This window comes from Paenibacillus sp. FSL W7-1279 (assembly GCF_037969845.1).
In the GTDB taxonomy this organism is placed as follows: domain Bacteria; phylum Bacillota; class Bacilli; order Paenibacillales; family Paenibacillaceae; genus Paenibacillus_AQ.
This window is the reverse complement of record NZ_CP150215.1, coordinates 6,392,501-6,416,903: the sequence shown is the minus strand read 5'-3', so window position 1 is coordinate 6,416,903 and position 24,403 is coordinate 6,392,501. Positions and strand designations below refer to the sequence as shown.

Annotated in this window: 30 protein-coding genes (1 of these 30 only partly in view); 27 read left to right on the top strand and 3 right to left on the bottom strand. The window is 51.1% G+C overall.

Annotated features, from left to right (window positions below):
- The first annotated feature begins 46 nt into the window (after positions 1-46).
- The gene (locus MKY82_RS29215; RefSeq protein WP_194544583.1) at positions 47-763 is read left to right on the top strand and encodes a pirin family protein; all 717 of its coding nucleotides are present in this window, start codon (positions 47-49) and stop codon (positions 761-763) included.
- Positions 764-843: 80 nt separating this feature from the next.
- Here the strand turns inward: MKY82_RS29215 and MKY82_RS29210 are convergent, their stop codons facing one another.
- Positions 844-1,071: a DUF1128 domain-containing protein gene (locus MKY82_RS29210; protein WP_015737472.1), complete on the bottom strand. Its 228-nt coding sequence runs from the start codon at positions 1,069-1,071 to the stop codon at positions 844-846.
- A 184-nt stretch (positions 1,072-1,255) separates the two neighbouring features.
- On the opposite strand from MKY82_RS29210, the gene yyaC reads away from it, so the two are divergent.
- The 5 genes from yyaC to MKY82_RS29185 all read left to right on the top strand — a co-directional run bounded on the left by yyaC (position 1,256) and on the right by MKY82_RS29185 (position 7,392).
- Positions 1,256-1,795, top strand: coding sequence for a spore protease YyaC (yyaC, locus tag MKY82_RS29205; protein ID WP_071219601.1), 540 nt, complete (start codon positions 1,256-1,258; stop codon positions 1,793-1,795).
- Positions 1,796-1,903: 108 nt separating this feature from the next.
- Positions 1,904-2,695 carry an alpha/beta hydrolase gene (locus MKY82_RS29200; RefSeq protein ID WP_339294905.1) on the top strand — a complete coding sequence of 264 codons (792 nt, stop codon included), beginning with the start codon at positions 1,904-1,906 and terminating at the stop codon, positions 2,693-2,695.
- A 121-nt stretch (positions 2,696-2,816) separates the two neighbouring features.
- The gene (locus MKY82_RS29195; protein ID WP_339294904.1) at positions 2,817-3,725 is read left to right on the top strand and encodes a DUF6483 family protein; all 909 of its coding nucleotides are present in this window, start codon (positions 2,817-2,819) and stop codon (positions 3,723-3,725) included.
- 36 nt (positions 3,726-3,761) lie between these two features.
- Positions 3,762-4,937: an SAM-dependent methyltransferase gene (locus tag MKY82_RS29190; RefSeq protein WP_339294903.1), complete on the top strand. Its 1,176-nt coding sequence runs from the start codon at positions 3,762-3,764 to the stop codon at positions 4,935-4,937.
- Between the two features lie 256 nt (positions 4,938-5,193).
- The gene (locus MKY82_RS29185) at positions 5,194-7,392 is read left to right on the top strand and encodes an O-antigen ligase family protein (RefSeq protein ID WP_339294902.1); all 2,199 of its coding nucleotides are present in this window, start codon (positions 5,194-5,196) and stop codon (positions 7,390-7,392) included.
- Positions 7,393-7,474: 82 nt separating this feature from the next.
- Here MKY82_RS29185 and MKY82_RS29180 read toward each other — a convergent pair whose 3' ends face one another.
- Positions 7,475-7,789, bottom strand: coding sequence for a hypothetical protein (locus MKY82_RS29180; RefSeq protein WP_071219599.1), 315 nt, complete (start codon positions 7,787-7,789; stop codon positions 7,475-7,477).
- 151 nt (positions 7,790-7,940) lie between these two features.
- Here MKY82_RS29180 and MKY82_RS29175 point away from each other — a divergent pair, with 151 nt between their 5' ends.
- From MKY82_RS29175 to MKY82_RS29080, 20 genes are all read left to right on the top strand, one after another.
- The gene (locus MKY82_RS29175) at positions 7,941-8,552 is read left to right on the top strand and encodes a DedA family protein (RefSeq protein WP_339294901.1); all 612 of its coding nucleotides are present in this window, start codon (positions 7,941-7,943) and stop codon (positions 8,550-8,552) included.
- 3 nt (positions 8,553-8,555) lie between these two features.
- Positions 8,556-9,122: a thioredoxin family protein gene (locus MKY82_RS29170; protein ID WP_220683887.1), complete on the top strand. Its 567-nt coding sequence runs from the start codon at positions 8,556-8,558 to the stop codon at positions 9,120-9,122.
- Between the two features lie 2 nt (positions 9,123-9,124).
- The gene (locus tag MKY82_RS29165) at positions 9,125-9,763 is read left to right on the top strand and encodes an MBL fold metallo-hydrolase (protein ID WP_194544577.1); all 639 of its coding nucleotides are present in this window, start codon (positions 9,125-9,127) and stop codon (positions 9,761-9,763) included.
- Between the two features lie 178 nt (positions 9,764-9,941).
- Complete coding sequence (locus MKY82_RS29160) at positions 9,942-10,133, top strand: hypothetical protein (RefSeq protein ID WP_071219595.1); 192 nt, start codon at positions 9,942-9,944, stop codon at positions 10,131-10,133.
- 246 nt (positions 10,134-10,379) lie between these two features.
- Positions 10,380-10,925 (top strand): RNA polymerase sigma factor SigY, encoded by a 546-nt coding sequence (sigY, locus tag MKY82_RS29155; protein WP_194544576.1) that lies wholly within the window; start codon positions 10,380-10,382, stop codon positions 10,923-10,925.
- Positions 10,909-11,244, top strand: a complete 336-nt coding sequence (locus tag MKY82_RS29150) for a YxlC family protein (RefSeq protein WP_071219593.1) — start codon at positions 10,909-10,911, stop codon at positions 11,242-11,244. Before sigY ends, MKY82_RS29150 begins: the two co-directional genes overlap by 17 nt.
- Positions 11,244-11,453: a hypothetical protein gene (locus MKY82_RS29145; RefSeq protein WP_071219592.1), complete on the top strand. Its 210-nt coding sequence runs from the start codon at positions 11,244-11,246 to the stop codon at positions 11,451-11,453. The genes MKY82_RS29150 and MKY82_RS29145 overlap by 1 nt, the downstream gene beginning before the upstream one ends.
- 35 nt (positions 11,454-11,488) lie before the next feature.
- Positions 11,489-11,683 carry a PLDc N-terminal domain-containing protein gene (locus tag MKY82_RS29140; RefSeq protein ID WP_071219591.1) on the top strand — a complete coding sequence of 65 codons (195 nt, stop codon included), beginning with the start codon at positions 11,489-11,491 and terminating at the stop codon, positions 11,681-11,683.
- The gene (locus MKY82_RS29135; RefSeq protein ID WP_339294900.1) at positions 11,680-12,603 is read left to right on the top strand and encodes an ABC transporter ATP-binding protein; all 924 of its coding nucleotides are present in this window, start codon (positions 11,680-11,682) and stop codon (positions 12,601-12,603) included. The genes MKY82_RS29140 and MKY82_RS29135 overlap by 4 nt, the downstream gene beginning before the upstream one ends.
- Positions 12,600-13,376, top strand: coding sequence for an ABC transporter permease subunit (locus MKY82_RS29130; protein WP_220683892.1), 777 nt, complete (start codon positions 12,600-12,602; stop codon positions 13,374-13,376). The genes MKY82_RS29135 and MKY82_RS29130 overlap by 4 nt, the downstream gene beginning before the upstream one ends.
- Positions 13,377-13,588: 212 nt before the next feature.
- Complete coding sequence (locus MKY82_RS29125) at positions 13,589-13,969, top strand: ATPase (protein WP_071219588.1); 381 nt, start codon at positions 13,589-13,591, stop codon at positions 13,967-13,969.
- 172 nt (positions 13,970-14,141) lie between these two features.
- Positions 14,142-14,429, top strand: coding sequence for an Asp-tRNA(Asn)/Glu-tRNA(Gln) amidotransferase subunit GatC (gene gatC, locus MKY82_RS29120; protein ID WP_071219587.1), 288 nt, complete (start codon positions 14,142-14,144; stop codon positions 14,427-14,429).
- 20 nt (positions 14,430-14,449) lie between these two features.
- The gene (gatA, locus tag MKY82_RS29115) at positions 14,450-15,907 is read left to right on the top strand and encodes an Asp-tRNA(Asn)/Glu-tRNA(Gln) amidotransferase subunit GatA (RefSeq protein ID WP_194544573.1); all 1,458 of its coding nucleotides are present in this window, start codon (positions 14,450-14,452) and stop codon (positions 15,905-15,907) included.
- A gap of 30 nt (positions 15,908-15,937) precedes the next feature.
- On the top strand, positions 15,938-17,377 hold the full coding sequence (gene gatB / locus MKY82_RS29110) for an Asp-tRNA(Asn)/Glu-tRNA(Gln) amidotransferase subunit GatB (RefSeq protein ID WP_071219585.1): 1,440 nt from the start codon (positions 15,938-15,940) through the stop codon (positions 17,375-17,377).
- 219 nt (positions 17,378-17,596) lie between these two features.
- Positions 17,597-18,055, top strand: a complete 459-nt coding sequence (locus MKY82_RS29105) for a GNAT family N-acetyltransferase (RefSeq protein WP_339294899.1) — start codon at positions 17,597-17,599, stop codon at positions 18,053-18,055.
- A 49-nt stretch (positions 18,056-18,104) separates the two neighbouring features.
- Positions 18,105-18,818: an MgtC/SapB family protein gene (locus MKY82_RS29100; RefSeq protein ID WP_071219583.1), complete on the top strand. Its 714-nt coding sequence runs from the start codon at positions 18,105-18,107 to the stop codon at positions 18,816-18,818.
- Between the two features lie 194 nt (positions 18,819-19,012).
- Complete coding sequence (locus tag MKY82_RS29095; protein ID WP_339294898.1) at positions 19,013-19,624, top strand: hypothetical protein; 612 nt, start codon at positions 19,013-19,015, stop codon at positions 19,622-19,624.
- 43 nt (positions 19,625-19,667) lie between these two features.
- Complete coding sequence (locus MKY82_RS29090) at positions 19,668-20,987, top strand: DUF4097 family beta strand repeat-containing protein (RefSeq protein WP_194544571.1); 1,320 nt, start codon at positions 19,668-19,670, stop codon at positions 20,985-20,987.
- Positions 20,988-21,075: 88 nt separating this feature from the next.
- Positions 21,076-21,495, top strand: a complete 420-nt coding sequence (perR, locus tag MKY82_RS29085) for a peroxide-responsive transcriptional repressor PerR (protein WP_071219580.1) — start codon at positions 21,076-21,078, stop codon at positions 21,493-21,495.
- A 116-nt stretch (positions 21,496-21,611) separates the two neighbouring features.
- On the top strand, positions 21,612-23,327 hold the full coding sequence (locus MKY82_RS29080) for a glycosyl hydrolase family 18 protein (protein WP_339294897.1): 1,716 nt from the start codon (positions 21,612-21,614) through the stop codon (positions 23,325-23,327).
- A 128-nt stretch (positions 23,328-23,455) separates the two neighbouring features.
- Here the strand turns inward: MKY82_RS29080 and MKY82_RS29075 are convergent, their stop codons facing one another.
- A complete protein-coding gene (locus MKY82_RS29075) occupies positions 23,456-23,821 on the bottom strand; it encodes a YgzB family protein (RefSeq protein WP_071219578.1) in 366 nt (121 codons plus the stop codon).
- A 186-nt stretch (positions 23,822-24,007) separates the two neighbouring features.
- Between MKY82_RS29075 and MKY82_RS29070 the strand changes: the two genes are divergently transcribed.
- Positions 24,008-24,403 carry the start of a nucleotidyltransferase-like protein gene (locus MKY82_RS29070; protein WP_220683897.1) on the top strand. It continues 483 nt past the right edge of the window, so the window shows 396 of its 879 coding nt (coding positions 1-396); its start codon is at positions 24,008-24,010; the stop codon falls past the right edge of the window.

The following is a 24,403-nucleotide window of genomic DNA, read 5'->3' as shown; positions in this document are numbered from 1 at the left end:
AAACCGCCGGGGTATTGATTAGTAAAAAAGGCGGAGGTGACCGGCCATGATTAAGATCATGACGGCAGCGGAAAGACATACTACCCATAAAGACGGTATTCATAGTGAATTCAGCTTTTCATTCGAGGATTATACGGATCCGCATAACGAGCATTTTGGAAGCTTACTGGCGCATAATGAATATATGCTTAAACCGATGGAGGGTTTTGATCGAAGGTTTCATCATGATTTGATCATTGTCCATTTGGTGCTGGAAGGCTCGTTAACGTATGAAGATGATACAGGGAAAGAAATCGAGCTGACTCCCGGTTCGATTCATGTCGTGAATACAGGCACTGGCGTGTACCATGCAGAGAAAAATGCCTCGTCCGAGGACGTACGCTACCTGGAAATGTGGTTTCTACCTGCGGAGCCGGACCTTGAGACCAGTCACCATCAAAGCGATTTTACACAGGAAGAGCGGTTGAACCAGATGCTTCCGATCATCGGGTCGGGCCATGGTGAATCCAGCTTGCCCCAATCGCTGGATGTTGTGATATACAGTACCATACTGGAGACAGGACAAGAACTGACGTACAGCCTGGCAGGGGATCGGAGAATGCACCTGTACGTCATTAGCGGTCAAGTCGAAATATCGTCGGAAGACGGCAAGTTTGATATTACTGCGGGTGATGCCGCTAGGATACAGCGGCGTCATGAGCTGACATTTCGAGGGAACTCAAGTAAGGGGATCTCGGAAGTGGTGATGATCGATATGCCGTAGAGAAGGACAACAAAGCCCCCGGAACATCGCTTGGATCAGCGAAGTTCCGGGGGCTTTGCTATAAAAGGGCTAATGATGATCTACTGGTTCCCGCGCAGCTGCCCGAGCTCCGATACAACTGCTTCCACTTCCGATATACTCAGGTTTTGCTTATTCATGACCATATCGTACAAATCATAAATATCATCATATTGGTTAACCGAGAAGGCGGAGGCTTGCATGGCAGCACCTGTAGCCATCCGAAGCTTGGTTTTAATCTGTTCAATCATATACTCGACATTAGCTTGTGATTTTTCACTCAAATCCATGGATTAACACCATCCTCTCATAGGCGGATTTACGATTTTCATCCCTGTATTGTACCATGTTACCGTGCGGCTCGACCAATGTTTTTGCCATCGGAGACAGAGATAGGTTAAAATCAGGAAAAAAAGGTTTTTTAGGCTGTAAAAAGCAAGGTTTTAAGCGATGTAATCAAGGAGGAGGTCCGTCATGAGCGAACAAGCCGGCAAGACGCCAGGCGTACAGGCTGTAAAAGCTAAAATGTCGGGGCATGAACTGGCGGATTTTTTTCGGACGATTTCGCAGCGGCATGCGCTGGATAGCATCGTATTTTTATGTATTGGCACTGACCGTTCCACAGGAGATGCACTCGGACCGCTAACAGGAAGCCGGCTCTCGGAATACGGTTTCCCGCATGTGATCGGGACGCTGCCCGAACCGTGTGACGCTTTTAATCTTGAGGCAAGACTTCAAGGCATACCTGAGGATAAGTCGATTATTGCCATTGATGCATGCTTGGGACAATCCTCGTCAGTCGGATATTTCTTTACATGCGAGGGTCCACTGACGCCTGCCCAGTCCGTCGGCGGGAGGCTTCCGGCAGTGGGGGATTATAGCGTGGCAGCGGTTGTGAACGTCCATGGACCGAAGCCGTATTGGACTCTTCAAGTGACGTCCTTATACCAAGTCATGGGGATGGCGGAGCAGATAGCGAAGCAAGCCGCTATTGCCTTTGGCCTTAGGCCGTAAGACATGGCGTTTCAGCCGGGGTTGTTTTTGTTTAATAATAGATCATTCTTTATAAAATAATGGGTGTCTATCACATGGCATCCGCTGAATAGAAAGAAGGGTATCGCTATGGAAAAAGTACAATGCAACGGCAGCACGATTTGTTATGTTGATCAGGGACAAGGTGAGCCGATCATTCTGCTTCACGGTTTCTGTGGAAGCTCCGCCTACTGGGAACAGGTACTGCCATTTCTTCAAGGCTTCAGAGTCATTGTACCGGATCTCCGTGGTCACGGGCGGTCTGATGCACCGATGGGATCGTATACCATTGAACAGATGGCAGACGATGTACTGCTATTGATGGATGAGCTCGACATTCCGAAGGCAGCGTTACTCGGTCATTCTCTTGGAGGATATATCACGCTCTCCTTTGCCCAGCGTTACGCTTCTCGTTTGAACGCCTTCGGCCTGATTCATTCCACAGGCTACCCGGATTCGGACGAAGCGAAGGAGAAGAGGGTGCAGGCGGTCAGCACCATCCAAGGGGAGGGCATTACGGCTTTTGTTGACGGATTGGTGCCCGGCTTATTCGCTCCGGATACGAAGGATAACAAACCGGAATGTATTCAGCGGGCGAAGGAGATAGGCTATCTAACGCCACCTCAGGGAGCAATCGGAGCGGCGCAGGCGATGCGTGAGCGTCCGGACCGACGCGATGTGCTCTCCGCGTCCACGCTGCCTATCCTGCTGGTAGCAGGGGAGAAGGACGGATTGATTCCGGCAGAGCGTACCTTTACGACAGACCATGACAACGTGACTCAATATGTAATCGAGGGCGCAGGACATATGAGTATGATGGAGACGCCGGAGAAGCTCGGCGAGGTCATCACTTCTTTCATGGGACGGCTTACGAATGAATAACGCATGAGAATCTTTCAATAGTTTATAATGAACGGATACCCCCTAGCGGGATATCCGTTCATTTATTTTGTGCCCAGACGCGCCATACCTCGTATGCTTGGCCGGCCGAAGTAGAGCGAGAATGGGAGGGGGAGGTCGGGAACTGGAATTCTGGCCCCGGATAGCCTACAATTTAATCGTGATCCGGCTTGAGTTTGAACCGGCAAATTTCTCCCTTGTAAAGGATGATTCGCTAAAGGCTGCCCCGGCATTCCTTCTTGGTTTCTTGGCAGTTGAACGCAGTATAGTAAAGATGAAGATCAGGAATACGCTGCATCTGACATGGATGCAGGTTGGGGGTGCGCGTATGTTTCGCAGGGATTATCTCGTGCGGCTAATTGAGGATATGACACAGATGATTGCCAAGGTGTTTTCGCTTAAGCAGGAGCGCAAGCACACAGAAGCGCTATGGGAGCTGGATGAGCTCTTCAAACGACAGTTCCGGTTGAATTCAGAGCTGCTTCGCTCATTGTCCGCTGCCGATATTGAGCAGCTATTTCGCAGTCACGGTTATCTGGAAGCGGACAAGCTGCAAAGCGCCGCGAGGCTAATGGAAGAGGAAGCATCCCTGCTGCTTGAGCTGGAGCGTGAAGAAGAAGCCGTTATGCTCTATACCAAGGTCTTTCAGCTATATTTGAAGTCGGCCCTGCAAGGAGCGGATTTGAAGCTGATCGGGTTGACGGAACGGATCGGTATGGTGAGAGAACGTTTAAGGTCGTATGCATGGCCAGAAACAGCGATGCGGGATTACTATGCGTATATGGAGCAGCAGGGGATGTACGCAGAAGCGGAGAACACCCTCTACCAACTGCTGGATAATGGCAAGATGGAATATGGCGAAGCTGTGCAGTTCTATCAAAGATTGCAGCTGAAGCTGCCTGAGGATTTGGCGAAGGGCGGGCTTCCGCTGGAGGAAGTCCACGAAGGAATGGATGAGCTTAAGCGTCGTTTTCCGCATGAAGCGGTGAAAGGCGACAAGTCGTTGACCTAAGCGGGATTAACCTGTCTATCATATAAAGAAAGCGAGATGTACCTTTTGGATGCATTAAGAAAATTGATTCACAACATCATGGAAGAAGGATCATTGATCACAGCTACGCTAAGCCAGCTCCGCAAGCGGGAAGGCATGACCTACAGCAAAGTAACGGTTAAGCCCGTAGAGCTCAAGAACAAGTTGCACTATCAGTTTGCCTATTATTCCGGAACCAAAGTCACCCATCAGAACGTGCCGGCCGATGAGGCGGAGGCCGTGCTGGTTGACATGTTCGAGAATGTATTCCGGCAAGCGATGATGTATACGCCGGAAGCGGACTATCAGGTTCTGATCTCGAAGAAATACAAGGTTTCGATTCTGACCAAATCCCCCTCCAAGACAAAAACGGATTTGTCCCATAACCGGAAAAAGACGTATATCCTTGAAGAGGGAGAGCCTGTTCCGTTTCTGGTGGAGCTCGGCATCATGAGTGAAGAGGGCAAAGTATTTGCCCGCCGATACGATAAGTTCAAACAGATCAACCGATTTTTGGAGATGGTTGAGGATGTGCTTCCCCACCTGCCGGAGGACCGTCCACTGACGATCGTTGATTTTGGCTGCGGCAAATCCTATCTGACCTTCGCTTTATATCACTATTTGGCGGTAACCGCGCGCAGAAAGCTGAATATTGTCGGTTTGGATCTCAAGGCGGATGTCATCGAACACTGCAGTATGCTGGCGAAAAAACTGAACTACACCCAATTGCAGTTTCTTGTCGGGGACATTGCGGAATATGACGAACTGGAGCAGGTGGATATGGTGGTCACGCTGCATGCATGCGATACGGCAACAGACGCTGCACTGGAAAAAGCGGTTCGTTGGGGCGCTTCAGTCATTCTGTCGGTGCCTTGCTGCCAGCATGAGCTGTTCTCCCAAGTCCAAAGCCCCATGATGGAACCGCTGCTGTCCCACGGTATATTGAAGGAACGCTTCTCGGCCCTTGCCACGGACGCCATTCGAGCCAAGCTCCTCGATCTGATGGGTTACAAGACGCAGCTGCTGGAGTTTATTGATATGGAACATACTCCGAAGAATATATTGATCCGGGCGGTAAGCGGTTCTGCGGGAGATCGGGATAAGCTGTGGCAGGAATATACCGCGTTCCGCGATTTTTTAAGCGCCTCGCCATATCTTGAACGGGCGTGCAAGGACTTGCTGCCGGATACGTAAAATCACATCATGCGGATTCCGGAAAAAGCGATGAAAGTGCGACTGCATTTTCATCGCTTTTTTAGATAGTCAGAAAGTATAAACTTCGGGGGTCAAAGCGGCCTTATAACTCCGATGAGTTCCACCGACGCTGCTTCAGAATAACAACGTATGTCCTTGCCCACAATGCTAATAGATGGTTTGGCCACGAAGGACGGATGCCCTGTAAGGAGCAGCCGGGGATAATGGTTATGCATCGGAACGGGGGCGCTGGTTCATGGCATGGAGGACCCTGCATCGTATTTGCGGGATGATGCTGATTGCACTTGTCTTTGTGGCAGGTATCCGGAGCGGAATGTTTTTTGACGGGGATGTCTATGGGGTCGGAGCAGGGTTTGGGATGCTACTGCTGCTTATGATGGCAGCTAAACGGCATGATGGAATCCAAGGCCGGGGATTTCCTGGTACTGGCATGATATCTGGCTTGGTTAATTTAGATAAAGGGTTGCGAGTGGTATTGGGGTGCATCTGCGGAATGATTCTCATGTACGTGCTTCATGGGATCGGGCGGCCGCTCTCATTGGAAGGCACGATGAAGGAGATCATCCTGTGGGGAAGTTATGCCTCTTTTACAGCTGTTGCCTGGCGTATAAGCCGTACAGGTGACGGCTTACGTTTGATGCAAATAGGCTGGCATCTGTTGGGCGCTGTGCTGTGCGGGAGTGCTTTGCTTGCCGTATATGGGCTTTTGGAGCTGCCGTATGGGATCTATCATACGGCGGATGCGAACATCAGCGCGTCCGGCGCGAGGCTTGGCGGCCTGCTTCAGTACCCGAACACGTTCGGGGCCGTGATGGCCGCCTTCCTGCTGGAGCGGCTGTTCGTGCTGCCGCCCGTCCTGCGGACCCGGACGGGCACGCTCCGCGCAGCGGCTGCCCTGCTGCCGCTGCTGCCCTACACTGCCGCGCTGCTCCTGACGGAGTCGCGCGGCGCCTGGCTCGCGGCCGCACTCGCGTGCGCGGCCGGCTTCGCTAAGGAGCGGCGTGCCTTCGCGCCGCTCCTGGTGGCTGCCGCCGCGCCATTGGCGAGCGCGGCGCTGCTGTACCGCCAGCTGGCTGATGCCAAGCTGGCTCCGGCGGTGCTGCCCGGCCTGCTGTGGCTGGCCGGGCTTTGGGCCGGCGGTGTCCTCGCCGGCCAGCTGCTGTGCCGCTGGCGGCACAGCGGGGGCCCGCGGCGGCGGTATGCCGCGCCAGGGGCCCTGGGAGCTGCGGCACTGCTGGCTGCCGCAGCCGGAGCGGTGATCCTGCATCAGGTGCAGGATCGGACCCTCGGCGGCGCGGCAACGCTGAGCGCACGCCGCCTCCTATACAGCGACGCGTGGCAGCTGGCCCGGTCGTCGCTGTGGCTGGGACGTGGAGGGGAGACGTGGCGGCAGTCCTACCTTGCCATGCAGTCCCAGCCCTACGTGGGTGCCGAGGTGCACAGCGGATATATGGATATCCTGCTGAATACGGGAGTGATCGGGCTGCTGCTTGTCCTTGTTTTGGTTAGCTTTATGGTGGCAAGGCTTATTGCTGTGAGCTCTCGGCTCATGCCCGCTGTCCTCGTGCTGATCGTGCACGCGGCTGTGGATTTTGACTGGAGCTTTGGGCTGGTATGGCTGCTGCTGTTGTGGCTTACGGTAATGGGCTTCGCTACGACTCCTTCTGGTCGGGAAGTGCAAAACGGACCTCATACAACTCAAAGACGCAAACGGTTCAAAATAGGGAGGAAGCGGCTAGCTGTTTATAAAACGAAGCGGGAATATCCGCCGTTACAGTCGCTGTCACTGCTCCGGGTTACGGCGATCATTCTGCTCGCGGTCTGGGTTCTTCTCGCTGCTGCGCTGGGCATCAGCGAGGTCAAAGAGCGATGGGCCGCTTCGGAACCGCCCGGAGCGCAAATAGCGCTCCTTCAATCCTCGTTAAAGTGGAACCCCGCCAACACGGAGGCAACATTGAGCCTGGCGGATTGGCTTCCCCCAAGCCAGCGAATCCCGCAGCTGAAGCGAAGTTTGGTGTATGCACCGAATCACCCGGAGCTGAGCTGGAAGCTGGCAGAGGCTTACTCGCTCCGAGGCCAATCGGAAGAGGCGGCAGCTTGGTATCTAGCGGCCATCAATCGGGATCGGTTCAATGATGTCAAACAAACCCGAGCCGTGCTGAAGCTGGCTTCCCTCGCAGATTGGCACCGGACGGCAGGAGAATCCGTCAGATCGGTTGAAGCGGCCCGGACCGGGTTAAATATCTTGAAGCGCTATCGTTCCCTTGCGGCAAATCTTCGTGAGATGGATTCTCATCGGAATGACCGGGAATTCGATCTGTCTATACTTGCGGTAAGGCAAACCACCCGATTGGAAAAAACGTTGAATGGGGGAGGAGCACGAAAGCATGCGGCAAGGCAGCCTGAACAGGCAGATATCCCCGCCCGCCGCTAACTTGAATCGTGTGTCGCAATCTATAGCGGCTTATCGCGTGCCTGCCCGTTCAGGATAGTTGCTAGTACAAGGAAGGGCAATGTTATCCGCCGAAGGCATCCCGGAAGGCCGAGGCCAACTGACGTTCCGGAACCTCCCATAGCTCGGCCAGTTCGCCGCAGACTTCCTTTTCCCACCAGTCGCACAAAAGCTTCTTATTGCTGTAGTTTTCGTGGATCCAGATCAAATTGCCTATCACCTTCCGGTAATACAATTCTTCGCCTTGCTTCAAGGATTCCGGAGGAAGGTACAGCTTGAGACGTTTGGTCGTGCGGTATAATTCTTTGCTGCAGGCCCGCCGTATACCGCGCGGGGAGGGGGGCTTGCTGCCCGGTTGTTTGGCATGGGGAGAATGCATGCGTAACTCACTCCTTTGCTTCACCATATGTCCCGAAACGGGCGAAAGTCACTGTGCCGCCTATAATTGGGCGCAGTAGAAGGCATGTCCTGAGCTGTGTTAGAATAGGCTAGTATAAGAAATCAACGCAGGAAGAAAGCGGGGGACAAGCGTGGAATTCTTATACGAGGCTGTAGGCCGATTGTTTGAATGGATCCAGCAGCTGGGCTATTTTGGAATCATGATAGGTTTAATGGTGGAGGTCATTCCAAGCGAGATTGTACTTGCCTATGGCGGTTATCTGGTATCCCTAGGTGAAGTTAACTTTATCGGAGCCATGATTTTTGGTACCGTTGGCGGCGTGCTCGCACAGTTGTTTATCTATTGGATCGGCCGTTACGGAGGCAGGCCCTTTTTGGAGAAGTACGGGAAGTACATATTGATTAAGAAGAAGCATATCGATTACGCTGAAGAATGGTTCGGCAAGTACGGTACCGGCGTTATATTTACGGCACGGTTTGTACCGGTGGTACGGCATGCGATTTCCATACCGGCAGGCATATCCAAGATGCCTGTGGGAAGGTTTACGCTGCTGACCACCCTAGCCGTTATTCCATGGACGACATTATTCTTATACCTCGGATTGCTTCTAGGCGATCAATGGGAGCATATTGACGAGAAGGCAGGTCCGTACGTGCAGGAAATTCTGCTGGGGGCATTGGCCGTCATGATTCTTTATTTTCTGATAAAATGGATAAAATCATCGAAGGCGAGGTCGAAATAACGAATGAGTATGAATATGGCAAATCATTTGGGGACAGGCATATCTCCACAGCAATTTATGGACGGCATGCAGAAGAACCAGGAGACGTTCAAGGCAGGATATGAACAGTTTGTCTGGGAGAATGAAGAGGATAAAGAGTTTTTTGAAAGCCTCAATTTCAGGGATGATCTGCGGGTCCTCATTCTGGCAGCGGATTGGTGCGGCGATGTTGCGCGCAATATCCCTGTCGTATTTCGCGCGATGGAGACCGCGGGAATTGAGACGGAAGTGCTGATTATGGAAGAGAATCTGGACGTCATGGATCAGTTCCTGACCATGGGTGCCCGTTCCATTCCGGTTGTTATTATTTCGGATACCGGGGGACATGTTCTCGGCACGTGGGGACCGCGTCCGGCGCATGTTCAGAAGTTTATGATTGAGTTCAAGCAGAACAATCCGGATCGTGAAGCATCGGACTATCAGGACAACCTTGCGGTCACGCGGCAAAGCATTATTCAAGCTTACGGGGAAGGGTATGAGTTCCACGCTGCCATCATTAAGGAATTGCGTGAACTGATGTCAGGGTTCTAATCATGACACTTCATATTGAGACCTTTAATTTAGGACCGCTTCAGACGAATGCATATTTACTGACAGGGCCTGTAGAAGGCAAAGCGATCATTATCGATCCTGGCATGAACCCGGGGCCGCTTGTGAAGCGAATAGCCGATTTGGAGATTGAAGCGATCCTGCTGACCCATGCGCATTTCGACCACATGGGGGGCGTTGAGGAGATCCGCAAGCTGAAGGGCTGTCCTGTTTACCTGCACACCCTGGAGAGTGAATGGCTGTCCAATCCGAAGCTTAACGGCTCGATGATGTGGCCGCAGGTAACGGAACCGCTGTCCACCGAGCCGGCTGAGTACGATTTGGCGGATGGACTTGAGCTGCAGCTCATCGGACATACCTTCAGCGTCTTTCATACACCGGGACATTCCCCCGGAAGTGTAAGCTTTAAGTGTGGAAATGATCTGTTTTCCGGCGATGTGCTGTTCCGTCTCGGGGTTGGGCGAACGGACCTTCCTGGAGGCCGTGAACGTGATTTGATTGATTCCATTCAAAATACGCTGTATACCTTCCCGGATGAGGTCGTTGTGTATTCCGGCCATGGTCCTCGAACAACCATCGGTTATGAAAAGCAGCGGAATCCTTACGTTCCTGCCAGACGATAAGATAGCTTCCGACATAAATCGGGAAACTTTGTCTGGACAAACCTGGACAACATTGATACAATACGATTAATTAATTGTTACCCATGCGAAGCACGCAGACTGTGGAATTCATCCCGGTTTGCGTTCTTTTATTTTATGGGGAGTTTTTTGGCATGGACGTGATTAGGGGGAAACGCCAGTGAGGAAAGATCATCTATCGCTGTTGAACGGGAGTGTTACAAGAAGCGAAGCGATTGATCGACAACCGGAGTTCCACCGGCAGATTCAGACGGAAATATCCTCAGTTGTCTGGGACAGGCTGGTGAAGGATGAAGGGATCGCGCAGCAGCCATGGCATCATCGGCTGCAGGTTATACGATTTAATCAATAGATCGACATGCGAACATGACACCCTCATCATGAACTGAATGGATTCTTTCTATTGGAGAGGGCAGCCGATTTTTAGTCGGCTGCTTTTTTTTGAGTTTTTTACAGATATCGATGAATTTCTTACCGTCATGATAGGTTTTAATAATTGATATCATTCGGTACAGGATAAATATAAAACTCCATTTGAACGATTGGCTGTTGTTAATCGTATTACGGTTGGAATGCGAAAGAAGGTGATGATTTTTTCATGATCCCTGATGAAGAGGGCTTGATACAACAAGCGCAATTAGGAGATGCAGCGGCTATGGCGCTGCTGTTCAAGCAGCATTATTCCTTTCTTTATAAATATTTGCTAAAAGTGACGATGGACCCGATGGTTGCAGAGGATACTGCACAGGATACCATTGTTCGATGCATGGAGAATATGAACCGTTATAACGGGACTTCGTCCTTCTCCTCCTGGATGATTACCATTGCTACCCGGTTGTTCATCGATAGCACCCGGCGTAAGAAACGGGAGAAGAAATGGCTGGAGCAGGAGGCGGTTCAGTCGGCAAGGCGGATGCGCTGGCAGATGGAGCGGCGGGGAGAAGATTGGACGGATATGCTGAATGGATTATCCCGCTTATCTGAGGATCACCGGATTGCCATCTTGCTGAAGCATTATTACGGCTATAGCTATGATGAAATCGGAACGATGCTCGGTATTCCCGAAGGAACGGTGAAATCACGAACAGCCTACGGTATCAAACAGCTGCGAAAGGAGATGGGTGACGATGGTCAAAGGACCTGAGCATGAGGACGAAATATGGATTGAAGGATTTACCAAAGAAATGGAGCGGGTGGATCAATTGTTTGAGGATGCGCCATCCCCATCCCTGGAAGGATTGCATACGCTGGCCGTTCATACCTTGGAGCGCAAGCGGCGGCGGATGAAATACGAATTGCTGCTCTTTCTTCTGATTTCACTCTTTATCGTTGGTGGCGGATTGATGGCTGCCTTGGCGGCGCCGAAGATCCTACTGTTTATTCACGGGTTCGGCATGGTTGCCGGGATTTCCGTTCTTGTATTTTCCAAGAGTCTGAGATCTGCCGGAAAGAAGGGGATCTGATGAATGAAGTTAACGAGAGCCCGCTGGGAGTGATCATCCTTGCCGTTGTGCTTGTGCTGATTCAAGGGACATGGCTTTTCTTGGATGCGAGGAAGCGGGGGCTTGGCAAGATGGCTTGGTTCTGGGGGATATGGGGGTCTACGACAATGCCGATGCCGCTGCTCTTTTACTGGATATTCGTCATCCACAAAGATGACCGCAAGTCTTAAGTTTCTTCATTATATACGGAACATGGGGGATTATTATGGAAATTAATTGGGGATTGATCTGGCCGATTCTTGCATTGCAAGCCATTCTCGCAGTAACGGGGCTGATATCTTTGTTTCGGGCAGAGCCGGCAAACATACGTGGACCGAGATGGGTATGGGTGTTGATTATACTGCTGGGTAACCTTCTTGGCAGCGTTGCTTATTTTGTTGCGGGGAGGAGAGAAGCTTGACGGAAAAAATTTTAAGCATTCATGAATTGACCAAAAGCATAGGAAGCATCACGCCGGTTAAGGGCATTTCATTTGAATTGCAGCGAGGAAGCTGTACGGCCCTGCTTGGTCCTAATGGTGCCGGCAAAACAACTACACTGCGGATGCTGGCTGGATTAATACCTCCAACCCGGGGTGATATCCGATATGGTTCAGCCGATACGCAAACGAACGGCTGGCGTCAACGGATCGGTTACTTGCCTCAGTATCCGAAGTTTTACAGCTGGATGTCGGGCATGGAGTACTTGTCTTTCAGCGCCAAGCTGTCGGGAATATCCGGACGAGAGGCTAATAAGCGAAGTCGGGAAGTCATCGAAATGGTTGGCCTGGAGCAGGCAGCCAAACGCCGAATATCCGGTTACTCCGGCGGAATGAAGCAGCGGCTTGGCATTGCTCAAGCGCTGGTGCATAAGCCTGAGCTGATCATGCTGGACGAGCCGGTATCGGCGCTTGATCCGATCGGGCGTCGTGAGGTTATGGACCTGCTGGGCCGCTTGCGCGGGGAAGTCACCGTTCTGTTCTCAACCCATGTGCTTCACGATGCGGAGGAAATCTGCGATGACATGGTACTGATGGTAGACGGGGAAATTGCGGAGAAAGGTGCGCTTAGCGAACTTCGCACGAAATATCGCCAGCCGGTCCTATCGATTGAGGTTGAACCGGGGGAGCGGGAGGTTGCTTGGCTCGACAGTCTTGTGAACCGTCCTTATGTGCATGAGATCGAACTCGGCAAACGCGGCGCCAAGCTGATGGTGACGGATATGGATCTTGCGCGGGCTGCTTTAATCAAGGAGCTTGCCGATGACGAAATCGAGCTGCTTCGTTTTGAAGCAGGCACGTCTTCGCTCGAGGATATGTTTATGAAGGTGGTGGGCTCATGAAGTCGTTCTGGATTTATTATCAAAAAGAAATGCTCGAGGCAAGCCGGACCTATAAATGGATTTGGGTACCTGCAGTCTTTCTGCTTCTTGGCATTATGCAGCCGGTTTCCACCTATTATTTGCCGGATATCCTGACCATGGCCGGGGAATTGCCCCCGGAAGCGGCGGCATTATTTACCGTCCCGTCCGCCGAGAATGTCATGGCATCAACCTTGAGCCAATTCAGCACCATCGGCCTGCTGGTGCTTGTGCTGGCGGGAATGAACACGGTAGCAGGGGAGCGAGCCACCGGCACGGCTGAGCTTGTTCTCGCCCGCTCGGTATCCACGATCCCCATGATGTCTGCCAAATGGGCCGCCTTGATGACGCTGCTGGTCGTTTCTTTTGCGATTGGACTTGGCGGTGCTGCATATTACACGTATCAGCTCATCGGTCCTTTGGAATGGGGATCGGTTACCAGCGGCGGGGGCTTATATGCTGTATGGCTGGCCTGGATCGTAACGCTTGTGCTGCCCCTCGGTGCCGTCCTTCGCGGGCCGGCTGCGGCCTTCATCAGCTTGGCAGTTGCCGGCGTACTTTCGCTCTTATCCGGTTTGCTGCCCTCCCGCGTTCTATGGAGTCCGGGCCGTTTAAGCAGCATGGCCGCTGAGCGAATTCTTGGCGCAGGGAGCAGCGCGTGGTCACCGGTACTCGTTGCCATGCTGATTATGGCGGTGTCGATTATCGTTGCCGCGAGGCTGCTTAGAAGGAGTCCGCTGTCCCCGCAATCCTAGTTTTCATGGGAGATTCAGGTTTTATCTGAATCACATGGACATCTCTATCTTTTTTTAGTAGACTATGAAGACAAGAAAAACGTCATCGACGTACGTTATCGGAAGAGAGACCGTATTTAGCGGAAGTTTTTCTTGTGAGATAAGGATGATAAACCTCTGAAGTTTATATTTTCTTATCTCTTAAAAAAGGATAGACACTCAGGAGGTAGACGATGCTGCGTTTAGGGGAAAAGATTACAATCGTTGCGGACGCCTTTGAGCAGAATCTTCCAATCGGTCAATACGGTTATATCATCGCTTATGACCGAAATCCGGACAATGCGTTCGATTACGTCATTCGGATTCCGAGCCTCAACCGTAATTTTTTTGTTCCGGCAGATGATGTCGAGCTGGAATCAATCGTGTTGAAGCAGGAAGCTGAGCGGGTCGAGCGGGAAGCGCTCATCGATTTCGCCCTGTCGACATATAATGAGAAGCTGTTCCATCAAGTGATGAACGGCGAGTTGGAAAGTGTTGAAGAGGAAGAAGAAACCAAGGAAGCAATATCCCAGGCGGATTTCATCAAACAAGTGAATCTTCGTGCTTGGATTTAGAAGAGTCGGCTGAGGCCGACTCTTTTTTGATGGAATGGAAAAGTAGCTTCGAGCAGCAAGCTTCAAGCTGTTTGGATTGAATCTTGCATGCTTCTACAATATAATGAGAAAAGTTGTCGTGACAGACTTTACCCCTTTAACTGGATAGGGGCATGAAGGAGGATGCAAAGCCATGAGCATTACCGATAAGGATGTTCAGCATGTAGCGAAGTTGGCCCGTTTGAATTTGACGCCTGAAGAAGAGCAGATGTTTACCGGCCAACTGAATGCGATTTTACAATATGCCGAGAAGTTAAATGAATTGGATACAGAAGGTGTTGAGCCGACTACACACGTGCTTCATCTCAGCAATGTCATGAGAGAAGACGAGGTTCGCGAGAGCTTGCCTATCGAGAAGGTGCTGCTTAACGCACCGGATGAAGAAGACGATCAAATTAAAGTACCTGCTGTTTTGGAATAGCCTGAAGGGAGGATACACACTTGAGTCTGTTTGATTACAAGTTAACGGAGATACATAATAAGCTGCAGAATAAGGAGCTTTCCGTAACCGATCTGGTTGACCAAGCTTTTACCCGTATTTCCGAACGTGAGGATCGGGTGAAGGCATTTATTACTTTGGACGAAGAAGGCGCTCGTTCATCCGCCAAGGCTTTGGATGAGAGGCTGGCTTCAGAGGGGACGCGCGGACTGTTGTTCGGGCTTCCTGTCGGAATCAAGGATAATATCGTGACAGAAGGACTTCGCACCACATGCGCAAGTCAGTTTTTGTCCAATTTCACGCCGGTTTATGATGCAACGGTTGTCGGTAAATTGCGTGCAGCGGATACGGTGACAATCGGCAAGCTGAACATGGACGAGTTTGCAATGGGAGGCTCCAATGAGAATTCCAGCTTCTATCCCGTGCGCAACCCATGGGATTTAGAGCGGGTACCCGGCGGGTCAAGCGGCGGCTCGGCTGCGGCCGTAGCTGCAGGTGAAGCCTACTTTGCGTTGGGGTCGGATACAGGCGGCTCCATCAGGCAGCCTGCCTCTTATTGCGGTGTCGTGGGACTGAAGCCAACCTATGGCCTCGTATCCCGTTTCGGCCTTGTTGCCTTTGCATCATCGCTGGATCAGATCGGGCCTTTGACGAAAAATGTGGAAGATTCCGCTTATGTCCTGCAAGCCATTGCCGGTTACGATCCGATGGATTCGACATCTGCCAAAGTGGACGTGCCCGACTATCTGAGCGCATTATCCGGAGACGTTACCGGTCTTCGCATTGCTGTGCCTAAGGAATACCTGGGCGAGGGCGTTGACGCTGAAGTGAAGGAAACCGTCCTGAACGCACTGAAGGTGCTCGAAGCGATGGGCGCTACCTGGGATGAAGTTTCCCTCCCGCATACCGACTATGCGGTAGCAACATATTATTTGCTCGCTTCTTCGGAAGCCTCGTCGAACCTGGCCCGCTTTGACGGCGTGCGCTATGGCGTTCGTTCCGACAATGCAGGCAGCCTGATCGACCTGTATCATGAGTCCCGCAGCCAAGGCTTCGGCGACGAGGTGAAACGCCGCATCATGCTGGGTACCTATGCGCTTAGCTCGGGTTATTACGACGCCTATTATTTGAAGGCACAGAAAGCCCGTACGCTTATCAAGCAGGACTTCGATAAAGTATTCGAGCAATATGATGTCATCATCGGACCTACGGCTCCGACTACGGCTTTCAAGCTCGGAGCTCAGGTCGACGATCCGCTGACGATGTATTTGAATGATATCCTGACGATTCCTGTCAGCTTGGCAGGTGTGCCGGCAGTCAGTATTCCTTGCGGATTCGCGGACGGACTGCCTGTAGGTATGCAAATTATCGGCAAAGCCTTTGATGAGTCGACCGTACTGCGCGTCGCGCATGCCTATGAGCAAAATACTGAACACCACAAACGGCGGCCTGAACTGTAAACCGGCGGCAGAGAAGGAGGGAAACAATCGATGTCTACATCAAAATATGAAACGGTTATCGGATTGGAAGTGCACGTAGAGCTGCATACGAATTCCAAAATATTTTGCGGCTGCTCCACTGCGTTTGGAGCCCCGCCGAACACACATACATGTCCCATCTGTCTTGGCCATCCCGGCGTGCTGCCCGTATTAAACCGCCAGGCCGTGGAATATGCCATGAAGGCTGCGATGGCGCTGAACTGCACCATCGGCGATGTCAGCAAATTTGACCGCAAGAATTACTTCTACCCGGATTCCCCGAAAGCATACCAGATTTCCCAGTACGATCAGCCGATCGGTGAGAACGGCTGGATCGATATTGAGGTGGACGGAAAGACGAAGCGAATCGGGATTACCCGGCTTCATCTGGAGGAGGATGCAGGTAAACTCACGCACGTGGATGGCGGTTATGCCTCGCTGGTTGACTTTAACCGCGTAGGAACGCCGCTGGTTGAGATCGTGTCTGAGCCTGAGATCTCAACGCCGGAGGAAGCGAAAGCTTATCTGGAGAAAATGCGTGCGATTATGCAATACTGCGACGTATCGGACGTGAAAATGGAAGAGGGGTCGCTTCGCTGCGACGCTAACATCAGTCTTCGTCCATGGGGACAGAAGGAACTCGGCACGAAGGCCGAGCTGAAGAATATGAACTCCTTCCGCGGCGTACAGCGCGGCTTGGAATATGAGCAGTACCGGCAAACGGAAATTCTCGATGAGGGCGGCGTGATCGTACAGGAAACCCGCCGCTGGGACGAAGCGCAGGCAAAAACCTTCTCCATGCGCGGGAAGGAGCAGGCGCACGACTACCGTTATTTCCCGGACCCGGATCTGGTATCGGTGCATATTAGCGAAGAGTGGAAAGAGGCCGTTCGTGCGACGATTCCGGAGCTTCCGGATGCCCGTAAGGCACGTTATGCATCGGAGTATGGATTGCCGGATTATGATGCCGCGGTCATCACGTCGTCCAAGCTGCTCGCCGACTTCTTCGAGGACAGCTTGAACTATACGAAGGATGCTAAATCCGTATCGAACTGGATCATGGGAGATTTGCTGGGTTATTTGAATTCGAACAATCTGGAGCTGTCTGAAGTGAAGATCACGGGCCAGGGCCTGGGCGAGATGATCGGATTGATCGAGAAGGGAACCATCAGCAGCAAAATCGCCAAAACCGTCTTCAAAGAGATGCTGGAGAGCGGCAAGCTGCCTGCGCAAATCGTTGAGGAGAAGGGCCTTGTCCAAATCAGCGATGAAGGTGCGATCAAGAGCATTGTCGAGCAGGTGGTTGCAAACAATCCGCAATCCGTGGAGGACTACAAAGCAGGTAAACAGAAAGCGATCGGCTTCCTGGTGGGTCAAGTGATGAAAGAGAGCAAGGGAAAAGCCAATCCTGCGCTGGCCAACAAACTGCTGGTTGAGGTGCTGAACGGATAATCAACGTGTATCCGTCATGTTCCCGAATTGTTTTTTAGGTAATGGGAGCTTGCCCCGCATCAGGGGCAAGTTCCTTTTTAAGATATCGGAAAGTATAAACTTTCGGAGGGTCTGCTGCCTGATATCGCAAGAAAAACTACCGCTAAACGCGGTCTTTCTTCTTTTGAGAGCACGTCGATAGACGCTTTTCTTATAATAACTTGGTCAGGGGATGAATATATGATAAGAGCATTATCTTTGGAGGATAGGGATACCGTCCAGCAGATATGGAGTCTGCAGCACATGGCGTACCCTTTGGAAGCTGAATTAATCGGATTCTCGGAAATCCCTCCGCTGCAGGATACCTTCGATACGATCCGTTCGAGCGGGGAAACCTTTTTTGGTTATATTAATGAAGAAGGAGATCTTATCGGAGCAATCGCAGTCGAGCCGGAACAGGAGCAGGTCACCATATCACGAATGATGGTCCATCCGGGTCATTTTCGCAAAGGGATCGCGGGGACATTAATTCGCCACGTGTTGGAATCCTATAAGGAGGCGCCCATGTTCGTGGTCTCAACAGGGACGCGCAATACGCCTGCGGTAACCTTGTATGAGAAATTCGGGTTTGTTAAAAATCGCGCTTTTGAGGTTGCTCCGGGTGTGGAATTGACCGAGTTCCATCTTCATATACAATGAATGATAAAGCATAAGCGACTGAAGCAGACGTGAGGGGAGTATCGTTCTTTTGAATAATCCTTGGGTGATAGATAATGTATCCATTTTATTAAGATTGCTGCTGGCTATGCTGCTTGGCGGCTTGATCGGTTTTGAACGGGAACGTTCGAACCATGCTGCAGGACTGCGCACGCATATATTGGTATGTTTGGGTTCTACGCTTATTATGCTGTTATCCATTTACGGTTTCTCCGATTTTGTAGACGAGATTAACGTTCGGATTGATCCAGCGCGCTTGGCAACGGCCGTCATTACAGGGATCGGTTTCTTGGGTGCCGGTACCATTCTGTTTACAGGAAAATCCATTACCGGACTAACCACTGCTGCGTCCATCTGGGTTGTGGGGGCCGTGGGGTTAGCGATTGGGGCCGGTTTTTATTTTGCCTCGATCGTATCGACGGTGCTAATTCTTCTTAATCTGGTTGTCTTCAATAAGCTGGAGCAGCGTTACATCCGCGGCAGCAAACTGCATCTGATTACTGTCCACGCAGCAAATACGCCGAATATTTTGGATGACATATCCGCTGTTCTGGAGGAACAGGAATTCGTGATCAAGAAGCTTATCGTTAACGAACGAAGCGGTGCGGCATACGGGGAGCTGCAGCCTGCGGTATTAGGGCTCGAAATCTCGCTGCAGGTCTTGACCGATCGCAAATTCGAACCGATGGAGATCACCCGGCAGTTGCGGGGAATCGGCCATGTAACGATGGTAACGGCTGAATAGGATAGGAATGAAGCATAACAAACGGCTACTGCTGAACCACAGGCGGTGCCGTTTTTTTGTAGGTTTGCCAGCTTTCTGCGGACGGTCTATCCAGTTTTTTGCCAGTTACTTCAGCTCCTTGTTGGGGTACTATCAAAGAAAAACATCGTAAAACAGCGCCTGTCCCAGGATGTTTGGAAGGAGGCGAGAAGGTTATGAATTTAACACCCGAACCACAAACCCAAGTCAGCAAGAAGAAACGGCATCAGGTCCAGGTTAAGCGACACCCGGGGCTGCAGCGAAAAAAGCGGAAATTATATGCACTTCTATTAGCCGCTCTCATTCCGGGTCTGGGTCATGTGTACCTCGGTATGTACCGTAAGGGGATTACATTTATAATGTTGCTGCTGCTGGACATATCGGCGCTTTTATATTTTTCTTCCATTGGAATACAGATCAATGTACCGCTGCTTGTCGTTCTGGGTCTTCTGATACCGGTGGGGTATTTTTATAACGTGTATGACGTGCTGCAGGCAGCGGAATATATTATTTCCCGAAAAAGACGCGGTGAGGCAGCGGCTGCTGCTTCCGAGGACGGATCAGGACGGAATCATCCGTTCCGGGGTGAGCGGGGAATCGCTTTTGGCCTCATGTTGGTTGTTACCGGGACGCTGCTCATTTTGTTTCACCAGAAGCCGCCTTGGCTGCAGGCAGGAATCCGCGATTATGGTGCGGAAGCCTCTGCTATCATGCTGATCGTTATCGGGATATGGGCGGGGATCCGGGAAGCTCTCCGCCACCGAAGAGACAAGGGCAAATCCTTGTAACGCATACAGTGGTACGGTGATAACCGATGAGGGGAGGAGACGGATGAAACATAAAATTAGAGTGGGACGATATACAGCCGCCTTGCTGCTTGTATGCACGGGCATATTATTGCTGTTGGACGAGTGGAGAGGCACGGATTATATATTTATGCTCCAGCGCTGGTGGCCGCTGTTGTTTATCCTGTTCGGCGTTGAATATATAGTCAGGTACACGCTGTCGCGTCTCTTGGGCAGACGCAAAGAATTTCGGTTTCGGCCTGACTTGAGGGGGATTCTGCTGGCAGTGGCTGTTACGGCCTCCGTATTCGTCATTTCCCAGCAGGAGCATTTTCTCCATCTCTGGAATCGGGTGAGCCTGAATTTGACGGCAGCGGGAGTGGATTACAGCGAAGCTGAAGGTAACCGGTTCGAGAAGCCGATATTGGAGATTCCCGTTGAGCTTGAAACCGAGAAAATCATCGTCGATCACTTAAACGGGGACATCTCCATCACAAGGCAGGATGTAGACGATATCAAGGTGGAGACGGAAGTATGGGTCGATCAGGAGCAGCCCGGTTTAGCCGAAGCGATCGCCGAGCAGTCGACGATCGAAGTGGGGGAAGGCAAGACGATTACGATTCGGTCCAAGGGGAAGGCCTATGGAGAATCGGGCAAACGGCAGCCCCGTATGAATGTGAACATCGCGGTTCCGGATGATCGACGATTCAATTTTGAGATACGGACGATGAACGGAGCCATAACCTTAAACCGCGTGGAAGCGATTGAGAATATTTTGCTGGAGAGCGGTAATGGACCGATTACGATGGATCGGATTTATGGAAATGTTACGGGCAAGACCTTAAATGGCGATATTACGGCGCGCGGCGTTACCGGTCATATTAAAATGTCTACTAACCGGGGGAATATGTTGGCTGTCGACATTACGGGCGAAACGGATTTGACCACGCAAGTGGGGAATATGACGGTAAAGCGAACGACCGATCATATCCGGGTTCAGACGAGAAACGGCAACATTCTGATCAGCGGGGTAGAGTCGCAATTAAGCGCTGAATCCCTCAATGGTGGAGTGGCTATACGTTCAACCCGTATTGGTGGCGATTGGAATGTGTATAGTGCGGTTGGAGAGATGAATCTTCACGTTCCGCTCGAGGGTGATTACAAGCTTGAAGGGACGATTAGCTACGGCAGCATTCTGACGACGCTGCCCAATCTTCTGATTGAACAGAAAACCATTTCCGGCGAATCCGGTACAGGCGAACATTCCATTCATATAGAGGGAAACAGCAATCTGAACATCTACCGAAGCTATCCGGAACAGGAGGAAGGCCGGAACAGCGGGGGGTGGACGCCTCTCCCGGATTGACAACAATCCAAGAAACGCCGTACAATGAAGGCTAAGAACGATATAAGTTTTGTAACACCCAGTTAAAACTTGAAGGCGGTGGGCAACCATGGGAACTTCCGTACAGCATGCGCTGGAACAACTGAAAACGACCGGTGTCCGTATCACGCCGCAACGTCATGCAATTTTAACGTATCTGGTGGAATCTATGGGCCATCCGACAGCGGATGATATTTATCGGGCTCTGGAACCTAATTTTCCTAGTATGAGCGTAGCCACAGTATACAACAATCTAAAAATGTTTATTGAAGCCGGCATGGTGCGAGAGCTGACGTACGGGGACAATTCGAGTCGTTTCGACGCTAACGTATCGGACCATCATCATGTCATATGCCAGAGTTGCGGTAAAATTGAAGATTTCAGCTATCCGTCCCTTGAAGATGTTGGAATACAAGCGGAGAAAAGCACCGGGTTTGAAGTAAAGGGACTACGAATGGAGCTGTATGGGCTCTGCAAGTCCTGCCAATAGACGCCGGTTGTTATAAATAAACGTGCGGAATGAACCATTCCACACGTTTTTATTTTTAAGGGCGCTATTTGGCGTCAAGGAGTTAGTAATGAGCGAGAGTGAAATGGGGGAGTAGTTTGGCAAGAAGAAGATATCGGGGAAAGAAGAGGCGCACGAGAGGGGGCTCTTTCTTTCTGGGGTTGTTGTTGGTCGCGGCTGGCGCTTGGTGGGTTGTCACCACATTATTTCCGAACCAGACCTATACCGTGCCGGATTGGCGTGGAATGGACAAGCCGATTTTTGTTCAGGGAGAGCTAAAGGAACAGCCTGCCCGGGGCTCCGGCGAAGAGCTGCTGCTGCCGATAACGGTTATTCAGGAGAGCGTGGATGCCAACATTCGTTATGAGGAAGAAACAGAATCCGTCCTTGTAACGACTTCGGAATCCGTATTACGCATGAAGATGGAGAGCACGAAGGGCGAGCTGAATGGCAAGGCAGTTACCATTCCCTACGCACCTAAGCTGATTGACGGCATTGCCTATGTTCCGATTAAGCCGCTCAAACAGCATTATGGCGTGAGTGTTCACGAGGACTCGGCGACAGGCGCCATTATTCTGATGCGTGCGGGGGATTCGATTCAGCTTGCCGAAGCAGCACCCGGTAATCCTGAGGAAACCGTGGCTCTACGTGAGAGCGGGGAGAAGAAGTCTCCGATTGTATTGGACATGCCGGCCGGTGAGCGGCTTCGCGTATGGCGTGAAGAAGAGGGGCGGTTATTCGTTCAGGCAGATAACGGGTATACGGGATATGTTCCTAAAGAGCAGGTTAAACTTGGGGACGTAAAGGAAATTCCGATGCTTGCGCAGACTCCTTCGCGGGCAGAGCTGGAATGGAAGAACAAGTCGGTCAATCTGGCATGGGAAGCTGTTTATAACAAAAATCCAAGCACGGATAGCATTGGCGAACTGCCCGGTGTCAATGTGGTCAGCCCGACCTGGTTTAGCATTGTGGATGGTGAAGGCACGGTCAAATCTAAAGCCGTTAAGCAGTATGTAAGCTGGGCCCATAACAGGAACATGGAGGTTTGGGGTCTGATGGACAACAGCTTCGATCCGGATATGACAACCGAGGCGCTGTCTACTTTTGATAGAAGATCGCATATTATCAAGCAGATGCTGGCTTATGCCAAACAATACAAACTCGACGGAATCAATATCGATTTTGAAAATGTTCATACCAAAGATAAGGATCATGTCGTTCAGTTCGTGAGGGAGATGAAGCCGCTGGCCAAAGCCAGAGGGCTTATCGTTTCCATTGATGTTACGCCAAAATCGAACAGCGAGATGTGGTCGCTCTTTCTCGATCGGAAACGACTCGGAGAGACGGTTGATTACATGATGGTGATGGCTTATGACGAGCACTGGGCCGCGAGTCCGAAAGCGGGATCCGTATCCTCGCTGCCATGGGCCGAGCAGTCGGTAAGGCGAATCATGGAAGAGGACGCGGTACCGTCATCCAAGCTGGTGTTGGGCGTACCGCTATATACACGGGTCTGGACGGAAACAAGCGAAGCGGGAGAGACGAAGGTGTCCTCCAAAGCGATTGGAATGGAGAAGCTGCAGGCCTTGCTTAAGGAACAGAAGGTGAAAGGTACGCTTGATGCCGGTACAGGACAGAATTATGTCCAATTCACGGAGGGAGAATCCATCAAGAAAATATGGATGGAGGACGGCACTTCTCTGCAATCCCGAGTGAATATGGCCAAAAAGCTGAAGCTTGGCGGCATTGCTTCGTGGAACCGAAGTTTTGCCATTCCGGAAACCTGGCATGTTCTGAAGACGATACATGAATAAAGATTAGTAGGACTTATTTTCATATCATAATAAAGAACCCGGTTATCACGAGGATAACCGGGTTCTTTATGTTTAATCGTCTTACAGGTTGCAAATCCTATTGAGATAGCAAGTTTCTGCAAATCACTTTAGGATCTGGTCTGCTGGGCTTCAAGCTCTTCTGCTGTGATGTTGGCCTGACTTGGATCCAGTGTCAAAATCGTATGGCAGAACATGCAGCGGTCGGTTTTACCCAACATCTTGGTCAATTTATTGCATTCCGGACACTGAATTTGGACCGCACTCGTGGATAGCATACCCGCCCAAAAGTAAATGCCGAGACTCCCCAGCATCATAATCAGGCCAAACACCAATCCGATTCCGGCAAATATTTTGCCTGCTTGGCCGAAGAATACGATTCCGGCTGTACCAAGCACCATAAGGCCCATACCCAGCATCGTCAGCAGCAATCCCCAAGTGCGGAAGGCGTTGATTTTTGCGTTCTTAAAGATCATGGCTCGAAAACTCCTGTCATTCAAATAGTTGTTTATGAAATAACGTGACCGAGAAATGAAATCTTATATATTCGTTTATCGCCTTCATAAGATCTTATCTCCTAAAAGAAGGAACTTACATGGACATGTAGAATTACATTATAACTGAAATGGCTGAAATTCGCCAAGGAATGTATGGAGGGAAACGTGGAATTAACCAACTTTTCTTTTTACTATGGAAATACGGTTGATGAGGATGCTGTAGGGGCGATAGCATACCGTAATTCGGACAAAAGGCAGCAAGGATTGCTTGTTTACGATTTTGAGGTCAATATTGTTGTCGTGTATGACGGAACACCTGATGAGCCTCCCATCCAGCATTCTATTGTAGGCGGGGAACGCTGCCAGGTGATAAGCATCGGGCTGGACGATTTGCATCGGGAACTCCTGAGCGGCACACATAAAGTATTGATCAAATGCTTCCTAGAAGGAGATATCATAAAAGACGACCAAGATCGCCTGTCCAATCTGCGCCGTGATTTCCTCAGGTTTGCTGAACCGTTCCGGGAGCAAAAATTGTTTATTGGATTTGCCCACTTCTTA